Origin of the sequence: Anaerococcus sp. AGMB09787, assembly GCF_022808955.1 — a bacterium.
Lineage (GTDB): Bacteria > Bacillota > Clostridia > Tissierellales > Peptoniphilaceae > Anaerococcus.
Genome location: NZ_JAKZEY010000031.1, coordinates 1 through 11,976 on the forward strand (window position 1 = coordinate 1; position 11,976 = coordinate 11,976).

The window sequence follows — 11,976 nt, forward strand, 5'->3', positions numbered from 1 at the left end:
AATATTTATACCCACAAACGGCTTGATTTAAACGTTTATCGCATAGAAAAAGTAGATGAAGTTATGTTTTTCATCTACTTTGTCTACAGTCTGAGCCCCTTATTAGGGGCTACCTACAATCTATCATTCAGAAGTTTAGCTATTTTTTTAAATCCTTCGACTTCTATGTCTGTAAATCTATCTTCTATTGGAGAATCTAAATCAATAAGACAAACTATTTTGCCATTAGTTTTTATTGGGACAACTAGCTCTGACATAGAATTAGAATCGCAAGCTATATGGCCCTCAAAATCATGGACATTGTCTACCTTAACTATTTCATTAGACCTATAGGCCTTGGCCACTACTCCCTTGTCAAAGGCAAGTCTAGTGCAGGCAGGAAGGCCCTGGAAGGGTCCTAGAACGAGATCATCCTTACCTACTAGGTAAAAGCCTGCCCAATTTAGATCTTTTAGGATAGCCATTATGAAGGCTGATATATTTGCCATCAAGGCTAGGCTATCATCTTCATCATCTAATTGAATTTTGACATAGGAGATTAGCTCATCTAGCCTTTGCTTATCACCAAGCTTGGAAATTCCCTTTAGTTCAAAAGTCATTATAGGCTCTCTACATATTTTTTTGCATCTGGGCCTACATAAATTTCATCTTCTATGAATAATATAGGTCTTTTAACAAGCATACCATCGGTTGATAGGAGGTCATATTTTTCCTCAAGACTCATATCATTGAGTTTATCTTTTAGATTTAATTCCCTATAAATCTTACCTGAAGTATTAAAGAACCTCTTTATATCAAGTCCTGATTTTTCATGCCATTCTTTTAATTCTTCCTTAGTAGGATTTTCATCCTTGATATCCCTTAAATCATAGGCGATATTTTTATCATCTAAGGTTTTTTCGACCTTTTTACATGTTGTACAATTTTTATAACAGATTAATTTCATATAGACTCCTTATTTAATTATCTTTTAAGAGTAAAGTTCATATAATCTCTTTATATGAATTATGATATATATTTAACCCTTTGTGCTGGTATTTACAAGGAAATACCGCATATAAGGGGTCGAATTTTATCTTTAATTGATGACAAAAAATTATCCGATGCATAGGATACACCGGATAAATAATTACTTACTTAGTATTAAAAATTCTTACCGTGGATTTCTTGATAACCCTTATCTGCCAAGGTCTTATAGAGCTCTTTCCTATGATCTTCATTATAGGTCTCTGCTATAATTCTTACAACAGCATGGTCAAATCCAACTGTTTCAGATGACTTGAATTGGTCTATTGCCATAATATTGGCACCTAAGTCTTTGATTATTGTAAGAAGTCTTATAAGTTCACCAGGATTATCTGAAATTATTGTTGTAATCTCAGCAAGTCTACCAGTTTTAAATAGGCCTTGGTTGATTATTTGAGAAATAGTGTTAATGTTGATATTTCCACCAGATAGGACTGCACATACCTTTCCATCTGAAAAATCATACTTACCATGTAATACAGCAGCTATAGATGATGCTCCTGCACCCTCTGAAGCTACCTTGGACTCTTCTAGGAGTCTAAGTATCGCGTTAGTTATTTCATCTTCTGATACTGTAACTATATCATCTACATATTTCTCAACTAGGTCAAAGGTAATGTTACCAGGTCTCTTTACTGCAATACCATCAGCCATAGTCTTTACACTATCAAGGGTAACTAGTTTGCCAGCTTTCCTTGATTCATACATAGAAGCAGCACTTTCTGGTTCTACACCTATAATTTTAACATCAGGTTTAATAGACTTTACAGCGAGTGCTATACCAGAAATTAGTCCACCACCACCTATTGGGACAACTATATATTTTACATCAGGGAGTTGTTCAAGTATTTCAAGACCAATTGTTCCTTGACCAGCTATAACATATTCATCATCAAAAGGAGCTACATAGGTTAAGTTTCTTTCTTTTTCGAGTTCAAAGGCTCTTTTTTGAGCGTCATCGAAAGTACCATCTACTATTATAACTTCTCCACCGTAACCTCTAGTTGCCTCTATTTTAGATAGGGGTGCTACTGAAGGGATGCAAATATAAGATTTGATCCCTTGTTTTGTAGCAGATAGAGCAACACCTTGGGCATGGTTACCAGCTGAGCATGATATTACTCCCCTTTTTGCTTCTTCTTCTGTTAGATGTGCTATTTTGTTGAAAGCACCTCTTAATTTAAATGATCCAGTTTTTTGAAGGTTCTCCATTTTTATATACAAATTATCATTCATCCTTGATGCTGTATATATTGGAGTTTTTTCTATGTTTCCCTCAAGTATAGATCTAGCTTCTTTTATACTATCTAAATTCAATTCCATATTCTTCTCTTACTCTTGATTTGCTAATTTCTTGTATGATTCTAACCTATCTTTTGCAGCAGCTTCTGCTTCTTGGTATAGCTCGTCTGCTGTTTCTGGGAAGGCCTTCTTTAGTGATGCATAACGAACTTCTCCTTGGAGGAATTCTTGGAAGGATGCATCAGGGTCCTTAGAATCTAGTACAAATGGATTCTTGCCTTCTTTTGCTAGTAATGGATTGTATCTCCATAGGTGCCAGTAACCACTTGCTACAGCTTCTTTTTCTCTTCTTTGAGTTCTACCCATTCCTGCCTTGATACCGTGGTTAATACATGGAGCATAAGCTATGATTAGAGATGGTCCCTTATAGCTTTCTGCTTCTTTTATAGCCTTTAATGTTTGAGCTTGGTTAGCCCCCATAGCTACTTGAGCTACGTAGATGTATCCATAGCTTGTCATCATTAGACCAAGGTCTTTTTTACGAACCTTCTTACCACTTGCTGCAAATTTAGCTACTGCTGCAAGAGGAGTAGATTTAGATGATTGTCCACCAGTATTTGAGTAAACTTCTGTATCGAATACTATTACATTTATATCTTCACCACTAGCTAGGATGTGGTCTAGTCCTGAGAAGCCTATATCATAAGCCCAACCGTCACCACCATAGATCCAAATAGATTTTTTAACTAAGTAGTCTTTTAGGGTTCTTATTCTTTCAAGAATCTTATTAGCTTCTTCATTGTCTGTATTATTGTCTAATAGAGATGCAATCTCGATTGATAGTTTTTTGCTTTCTTCATACTCATCGTTATTTTCCATCCATGATGTAAATAATTCATTTAATGGGCTTTGAACTTTTAGTCTGATGAATTTCTTCATTAGGGTTTCTAATAAATACCTATTAGATTTTGTTGCAAGGAGCATACCATAGCCATATTCTGCAGCATCTTCGAATAGAGATGATCCCCAAGCAGGTCCTTCTCCATTAGCATTCTTACAATATGGCATTGATGGAACTGATGATCCCCAGATTGATGAACAACCTGTAGCGTTTGCTATTATTTGGTGGTCACCATAAAGTTGAGTGATCAATCTTGCATAAGGTGTTTCACCACAACCAGCACAAGCACCTGAGAATTCTAGGAGTGGTTGGCTAAATTGAGAATTCTTAACATTATTAGCTGGAATTTCATTTGTCCTATATCCAACTTTGCTATCTGCAAATACCCAGTTGTCTGCTTCTTTTTCTATCTCTTCTTCGATAGGTTTCATCTCTAGTGCCTTGTTTGGAGCTGGACATACGTCTACACAGTTACCACAACCCATGCAGTCATATGGAGAAACTTGCATTCTAAATTCATATTCCTCAAGTCCCTTACCTGTAGCCTTCTTTGTTTCAAAGCCTTCTGGAGCATTTGTTCTTTGGTCTTCATCTAACAAGAATGGTCTGATACAAGCGTGAGGACATACAAATGAACATTGGTTACATTGGATACAATTATCTATCTTCCATTCTGGAACAAATAGAGCTATACCACGTTTTTCATATCTTGATGTTTCTGTGCTATATTGTCCATCATCATAAGGTAGGTAGGTTGAAACTGGAAGGTCATCTTCTTTTAGGTTAATAATTGGTCTTACCATATTCTTGATGAAGTCTGGTTCATTTGGATCATTAGTTTCTTCATCATCAGGTAGGTTCTTCCATTCTTCCTTAACAGTTATTTCTGTTAATTCTTCACTTGCTCTATCTACTGCCCTATTGTTCATATCAACAACATCTTGACCCTTCATACCGTAAGATTTTTCGATAGAGTCTTTTAGATACTTGATAGCTTCATCTATAGGAAGTACCTTTGATAGGATAAAGAAGGCTGTTTGGATAACCATGTTTGTCCTATTGCCTAGGCCTACTTCTTGAGCAATCTTAGATGCATTTACCGTATAGAATTTGATTTCTTTTTGAGCAATTTCTCTTAATAATTTATTTGGAATGTGGCTTTCTAGCTCATCTTCTGACCAAATTGTGTTTAGCAAGAAAATACCACCTCTTTTGAGGTTACTTACTAAGTCATATTGTCTTACATAAGCTTGTGGTGAACATGAAACAAAGTCAGCCTCATCTATGAAGTATGCTGAGTGGATTGGGTTTGGTGAGAATCTCAAGTGAGACATAGTCAAACCATTAGATTTCTTGGCATCGTAGTCAAAATATCCTTGGGCATACAATTCTGTATTATCACCTATAATCTTGATGGCATTTTTATTAGCACCTACAGTACCATCTCCACCGTTACCCCAGAAGATGCAACGAGTTGTTTGGCCATCAGAGATTACGAAGTCATTGTCTGTTTCAATTGATGTGTGGGTAACATCATCATTAATACCAACTGTGAAGTGGTTCTTAGGATTTTCACTAGCTAAGTTATCGAAAACAGCCTTGATGTGAGCAGGTCTTGTATCCTTTTGTCCTAGTCCATATCTACCAGCGATAATTAATGGATTTCTATCAGTATCTTGGAAGGCTTGAAGTACATCTAGGTATAGAGGTTCTCCTGCTGCTCCCTTTTCCTTTGTCCTATCTAGAACTGCTATTCTTTGACAAGTTTCAGGGATAGCTTCTAGTAAGTGTTCAACTGAGAATGGTCTAAATAAATGAACTTTAACAAGTCCAACTTTTTTTCCTTCTTTAACTAGGGCATTAACAGTTTCTTGTACAGTATCAGTCAAAGATCCCATAGCTACAACTACATCTGTTGCATCTTCTGCGCCCTCGTAGTTAAATAGTGAATAATTTGTACCGATCTTTTCGTTGATTTTGTTCATGTAGTCTAAAACTATACCAGGCAGTCCGTTGTAAGCTTTGTTTTGTGCTTCAGCCCTTTGGAAGTATCCACTCTTTTCAAATACACCACGCATTGTAGGTCTATTTGGATTTAGCGAGTCATTTTTAAAGTCGTCTATAGCCTTCCAATCAACTAGGTCTTCGAATTGGTCATAATCCCAAACCTCGATTTTTTGGATTTCGTGACTTGTTCTAAATCCATCAAAGAAATTAACGAATGGAATTCTAGCCTTGATTGCACTTAAGTGAGCTACAGGAGTAAGATCCATAATTTCTTGAACTGATCCTGAAGCTAGGAAGGCAAAGCCTGTTGCTCTAGCAGCCATAACGTCTTGGTGGTCACCATACATATTAATAGCTGATGTTGATAATGAACGAGCTGCTACGTGGAATACTGCAGGTAGTCTTTCTCCCGCTATCTTATACATATCAGGAATCATCAGTAAGAGTCCTTGACTAGCAGTGTATGTAGTAGTTAATGCTCCCGCTACCAAAGATCCGTGTACTGCACCTGCTGCTCCTCCCTCATGTTGCATTTCAGTTACTGAAACAGGATTACCAAATAAGTTTAATCTTCCATTAGCTGCCCATTTGTCTACAAATTCAGGCATTGGTGAAGATGGTGTTATAGGATAAATTGCAGCAACTTCACTAAAAGCATAAGATACGTGAGCTGCAGCTGTATTACCATCCATGGTTTTTTTACTTCTCTTAATCATATATTCTCCTTACATAATTTTATAGTAAAACGAAATTGATCATAAAGACCGACAAACTTGGTATTTAAAATCAAAATCCCTCACAAATCCTATAATTATTCCTAGGATAATTCTCTAAATTTCCTACATTATTATAATATCAAATATACGTTTTCATGTCAATGAGGTTACTATATTTATTTATACCAGTAAATTACTTATTTCTTGTAGGATTTGCCTTGAATAATTTAGATAAAATAATTCAACCTATAAGGAAATTTTTAATAAATATGCTAGTTCTAAAATTTGATATAGAAATATTACTTATTTACATGTCGAAAAAAATAGATATATACTTTATAAGATTTAGGAATACATTTTAGAATAATTTAAAACCCCATCCTAAGTAATCCTTAGGACAGGGAAATTTCTATATACCAAGTAATAGGCTAGCTACTTCAAAATATATTAAAAGTACTAGGGTATCTACTATAGTTGTTATTAAAGGACCTGCCATAACTGTAGGGTCAAGATGAAACTTATCAGCTATTAGGGGTAAGATTCCTCCCATTACCTTTGAAAAAATAATTGTTAGAACCAAGGTAATTGAAACTGTTAGGTTAACACCTAGTTCTGCGTGATCTAAGACAATAAGTCTTATAAAGTTTATAATTACGAGGATAACCCCTGCTATAATCCCTATGGATCCTTCCTTTAAGACAACCTTCAAGAAGTCTTTGAAGGATATTTCTCCTGCATACAAGGATCTAATTACTGTAGTTGAAGCTTGACTACCTGCGTTACCACCTGAGTCCATCAGCATTGGTATATAGGCTGTCAAAGCCACATAAGATGCTAGTAAGGACTCATACCTATGAATGATAAAACCTGTCATAGTAGCTGTTAGTAAGCAGATTATAAGCCAAGTTGTCCTAGTTCTTGCTATCTTGAAACTAGGCTCATCTAGGTAAGACTCAGCTTGTTCAGAAATTCCTGTAATGTTAGACATATCCTCTTGCATCTCTTCATGGACTACGTCAATTACATCTTCTGCCGGTACTATACCTATTAGACGATTTTCACTATCTACAACTGGAACTTCTCCTAAATCATATTTGATAGATAACTTGGCGACAACTTCTTGATCGTCAGTAGGACTAACACTTGATGTAATGCTATGGGATAATTCTTTCAAGGTCTTATCTTGATACCTAATTAAGTCAGCTATATAAACAAAGCCCATTAGAACCAAGGATTGATCTGTTAACCAGATTTGTTCAAGTTTTTCAGCATCTAGTTCTGAGCTCATTACCTTATTCATAGCAGCCTTTGGTGTAGAAGACTCCTTTACTGACAAAAAATTAACTGTCATTATAGATCCGACAGATTCTTCAGGATAACCTAAAAGCTCATTTACAATCTTTCTCCTATCCTTATCTATATGAACAGTCATAAGTTTTTTGGTTATATTGGCAGGAAGCTCTTGCAAGGTATCTACAAGCTCATCCTCATCCAACTCCCTCACCAAGTCCTTTATATTTTCATCAGATAGGATATTTACAACCCTTATCTTATTCTCAGTTCTAAGTTCTGTAAATGCATCTGCCAAAAGATCCTTATTTAAGAGTTTAATCCAAATTGCTACGTCTTTTTCTGGTAAAATTTCAAGCTTATCAGCTATATCAACGGGATCCATTCTATTGATATATTCTTGGATCTTGTTGAGGTTGTCTACATTATAATTTTTTTGAGTCATTATATAACCTCCTTTAACTTTTTAAGCTAAGTGAGGTAAGAAGTAACCCCATTTAGCTATTTTTAAATTCAAGCCTACAATCGGGCCCTCCGTTTTCCATAATTCCTCCTATTAATTAACTCTATATTACTAAAATAATATACCATAAATGTAAAATTTTCACATAAGTTTTGTAAAATTAATCATTGGTCATTAGATCTATTGTTACAAGAAGTGACTTATATAAAGAATTTATAGGCAAAAACTCCTTGTTTGAATGGAAGTTATGAGCTCCTGTAAAGTAATTCGGTGTAAGGATACCTCGAGTCGATAGGTAGGACCCATCTGTTCCACCTCTCATAGGAATTATCTTTGGCTTTATTCCAAGTTTTGTGAAGGATTTAAACAACTTATCTATGGCTACTTTATTGGCATCATTTACACTATCAAGGATATTAGAGTAGATATCTTCGATTTCTATAGATATTTTTGCCTTGGGGTTTTGATTTTGTAAGAGGTCTATAGCATGAATTAGGAAAACTTTCTTTTGGTCGTACTTTTCCCTGCTATGATCCCTTATATTCAAATGGATTTTACAGGTTAGTACGTCAGATTCTATGTCAGTTACCCATATATAGCCTTCTTTACCCTCGGTATGCTCTGGAGTCTCTGACTTATTTAAAAGGTTTATAAAGTCATTGGCTATCATAATAGGATTAACCAGTATGTTTTTGGCTGACATTGGGTGGGCGCTGACTCCTTCTATAATTATACTTGCACTTGCCGCATTGAAAGTTTCATAGACTAGCTCTCCTAGTTCACAGCAATCTATAGTATAGGCGAAATCTACATTAAAGTCATCAAAATTAATCTTCCTAGACCCCCTAAGCCCTATCTCTTCATCTGGGACAAAGGCAAGGTAAATGTCACCATGGTCTATATTTTTATTTTCATTAAGGTAACTTATTGCAGTCATTACATTTGCAATAGCTGCCTTATTGTCAGCTCCTAGTACACTTTTTCCATCAGTTACAATTATGTCATCGCCAATATATTTTAAAATTTCAGGATTTTCGTCAGGAGTCAAATTAATATTTTCTTCTCTATTTAGGGTAATATTACCCCCTTGGTAGTTTTTAATTACATGCGGATGGATTTCATCAGAAAGCCCAACATCAACAGTATCGAGGTGGCAGACCCAGCCAAGAGCTTGGGTATAGTCTGAATTTTTAGGAAACTTCGCCTGTAGGACCCCATAATCATTTATTGCTATGTCAACAAGGCCCAACTTTTGAAGGTCTTCTGCTAAGAGCCTTGCAAGTTTTTCTTGGCCCTCAGATGAAGGAATTTTGGTACTTTCTTCCTTGGACTGGGATGGTATTGCTAGATACCTAAAAAAATTATCGACTAAAGTATTTTTTAAAGCCTCTTCATTCATTGTTTTCCTCTAAAATATCTACTATATCTATAAGATCTGTTACTTCATAATCTACCTTAAACCCTAGTTCATTTATAAGAGAAGCTGGGTTGTACCAAATAGTCTTCATACCTGCAAGGTTACCTCCCCTTATATCAGAAGTTAAAGAATCTCCTACAATAATGTAGTCATCTGGATTTGCAGATCCAACTCTATCAAATACATAATCAAAAAATTCCCTGGCAGGTTTTTCATAACCTATCCTCTCTGATATAAAAACATCCCTTAGGTACTTATCTAATTTAGCTCCCTTAAGCTTTCCTTCTTGGGCTATAATAGAGCCATTGGTTACTCCATATTGCGCATACTTATCTCCTAAATTTTCTATGGTTTCCCTAGCATTTTCATTAAGGACATAAGTTTGACCTAGTGCCTTTTGGTAAACTATATTAAAGGCAGGAATATCGTCTACCTGGTAGCTATATTTATCAAAAAGTTTTTTGAACCTTCCTTCCAAAACCTCAGTTCTAGTAATCTTATCTTCTTCTAATTTTTCCCACAAGAACTTATTTATCTTTTTGTAATCTTGCAATGCCCTATCTGAAAGCTCTCCAAGCCCATAGAGGTCGAAGCACTTTCTAATAGCCCTAGTTTCAGCTAGGTCAAAATTTAACAAGGTTCCATCTATGTCCCACAATATATATTTAATCAATTAATTACTCCAAATATTCTTCTACTAATTTCGCTAACAGGTAGACCAATAATGGTATTATAATCACCCATAATATACTCAATAAATCTATTATCCAGGTCCTGGATACCGTAGGCTCCTGCCTTATCCATTATATTTTCTTCTCTTATATATGAATCAACTAAAGGATCAAGGTCCTTATAATAATCTACAAATTTGACCGCTGCTAAGGAATAGAAAACATCTAAATATGTTCTTGACCTAAGGCAAACACTAGTTACCACATGGTGGACCCTTCCAAAATATGACATAAACATAAGTCGAGCTTCTTCCAAGGTCTTTGGCTTTCCATAAATCTTATCATCTATAAGTACTATTGTATCAGCTGATATGTATAAGCTATCCTCATCTAGACTTATATTTGATTTTGCCTTCGCTATTTCACAGCAGGTCTTGGAGACCCTAGTTAAAAAATCATCGGTCTTGTAGACTTCCATAAATTTATTTTCAATTTTCCTCTCATCTATAGGATTTATTTTAATTTGAGGATTGAGGAAGGATAAGAGATCTCTTCGCCTAGGCGACTTACTCATGAGAATAATGTTTTTTATATCTCGATCTAGCTTTCCAATCCTTTCGTATTCTTTCACAAATTTCATCTTATTTACTTTCCCTAGCAGCCTTAATAAATTCTTTTATAATCTTTTCATTGTAAGTATTATCCCCATCAGATGATTCAACGTGCCGTTGGAGTCCTAATAAAAAGGGATAGTTTGGATCTTCTATTGCCTCAACTAGACCATCATCACTCCTAGCTGCTACCACCAAGCCATCTCCAAGTTCTTTTATGCCCTCATGGTGGTAGGAATTGACTTCAATATCAGCATCTCTCACTATCTTATCAAGTTTCGTACCATCTTCTATATGGACATTGTGGTAGGCAAAAGTCTTATCGTCGTTCCTATGGTTAACTTCGTTACTGTATTGCTTTTTTATATCTTCATACAAGCTACCCCCATAATAAATATTTATAAGTTGCATGCCCCTACAAATACCTAATATAGGTTTACCTTGTTTGATAGCTGTATCCAAAATATCTAGTTCTTTTTCGTCAATTTCCCTATCAAAGTCTTCGACATCTTCTGTGTTATCTGACCCATAAAGGCTTGGATCAAAATCATCTCCACCTGCAATAATTACACCCTTAGCAAAACTTATAGCCCTTTCTACCTGGTCTTTTGAATTTTCATCTATATTGATATTAACTATGCCTCCCCTATTATTGTAAATAGCATATTCGACATCATTAACCCACTGGTTATCATGAACTATAGCTATAGGAATATTCTCAAAAAACTTTTCATGAATAAAAATTCCTCCGATAACAAGGACAGATACTGCCACTACAAGTTTTAACACCTTCGATACGAACCTCATCATAATTCCTCCTTGCCTTTTTCTTAATTATAACATATATGACCTTAGTAGAGTATAAGAAAGATCAATATTAGCTAAAAGGTATTCAATTATTATAATCTTAATATTAATAATGCTACGCATTTCTATATGGTAGCATATAAGTCCTTTCTCTTGTTATTATTTATAATCTAAGTATTATATTATTATAAAAGCTTTAAGTATTTATGCACATTATGCTATGTTTATTGCCTACAAAGAAAAGACAATTTAAACAATGTCTTAGAAACATGATTACTGATGATATATATTGATTTGTTCTACTGTTGAGGACTAAATTAAAACAGCTCTTAAAGATATTGCCATATTCGGGAATGAACTCGCCATATCAAAAACATCAAATTGTAGACCATTTCTTAGAAAAATAGAATTGATGCTTGTATAGATGATGATGATGTAGATATGAGGGGAACGTACGCTTGGTATCTTACTGATATAAAATCAATCCACCCTGTACCTATCAAAGGATAACAAAGAATATACAATGCACCCTATGAACTATCTGATTTAAAAATCCTAGACCTAGAAGGAGATGACCTCGAGAGATATTATGAGGATAATGGTTTTATAGACCTATCAAAGGTGGACGATTAAAAGTCGTCTGCTTTTTTATTTATTTTTTAAGTCTTTTGTTATATTCAAAATTGTTAACAAGGGTATTTAGTCAAGTCCATAATATTGTGTAAATTAATCTAGTACAATATTTACTATTTCATTTTAATATACAATTTAGAAGATGTGATCCAATCCTCATTGATATCAATGAGGATTGCGCCTATTAAACGC

The 11,976-nt window shown here is 35.0% G+C and carries 9 protein-coding genes; all 9 read right to left on the bottom strand.

Annotated features, from left to right (window positions below):
* Positions 1 to 113: 113 nt before the first annotated feature.
* Entirely contained in the window at positions 114 to 599 is a 486-nt protein-coding gene (locus tag MUN42_RS06880; RefSeq protein WP_243343885.1) for a GAF domain-containing protein, read from the bottom strand.
* Entirely contained in the window at positions 599 to 946 is a 348-nt protein-coding gene (locus MUN42_RS06885) for an arsenate reductase family protein (RefSeq protein ID WP_243343886.1), read from the bottom strand. Before MUN42_RS06885 ends, MUN42_RS06880 begins: the two co-directional genes overlap by 1 nt.
* Before the next feature lie 197 nt (positions 947 to 1,143).
* Positions 1,144 to 2,349: a threonine ammonia-lyase gene (gene ilvA, locus MUN42_RS06890; RefSeq protein ID WP_243343887.1), complete on the bottom strand. Its 1,206-nt coding sequence runs from the start codon at positions 2,347 to 2,349 to the stop codon at positions 1,144 to 1,146.
* A gap of 9 nt (positions 2,350 to 2,358) precedes the next feature.
* Positions 2,359 to 5,892, bottom strand: a complete 3,534-nt coding sequence (nifJ, locus tag MUN42_RS06895; RefSeq protein WP_243343888.1) for a pyruvate:ferredoxin (flavodoxin) oxidoreductase — start codon at positions 5,890 to 5,892, stop codon at positions 2,359 to 2,361.
* Positions 5,893 to 6,301: 409 nt separating this feature from the next.
* Complete coding sequence (gene mgtE, locus MUN42_RS06900; RefSeq protein WP_243343890.1) at positions 6,302 to 7,627, bottom strand: magnesium transporter; 1,326 nt, start codon at positions 7,625 to 7,627, stop codon at positions 6,302 to 6,304.
* 178 nt (positions 7,628 to 7,805) lie between these two features.
* A complete protein-coding gene (pepT, locus tag MUN42_RS06905; RefSeq protein WP_243343892.1) occupies positions 7,806 to 9,044 on the bottom strand; it encodes a peptidase T in 1,239 nt (412 codons plus the stop codon).
* Positions 9,037 to 9,735, bottom strand: a complete 699-nt coding sequence (locus MUN42_RS06910; protein ID WP_243343893.1) for a YjjG family noncanonical pyrimidine nucleotidase — start codon at positions 9,733 to 9,735, stop codon at positions 9,037 to 9,039. Before MUN42_RS06910 ends, pepT begins: the two co-directional genes overlap by 8 nt.
* Entirely contained in the window at positions 9,732 to 10,373 is a 642-nt protein-coding gene (locus tag MUN42_RS06915) for a Maf family protein (RefSeq protein WP_243343894.1), read from the bottom strand. The genes MUN42_RS06910 and MUN42_RS06915 overlap by 4 nt, the downstream gene beginning before the upstream one ends.
* A gap of 1 nt (position 10,374) precedes the next feature.
* Positions 10,375 to 11,154: a gamma-glutamyl-gamma-aminobutyrate hydrolase family protein gene (locus MUN42_RS06920; protein WP_243343895.1), complete on the bottom strand. Its 780-nt coding sequence runs from the start codon at positions 11,152 to 11,154 to the stop codon at positions 10,375 to 10,377.
* Between the last annotated feature and the right edge of the window lie 822 nt (positions 11,155 to 11,976).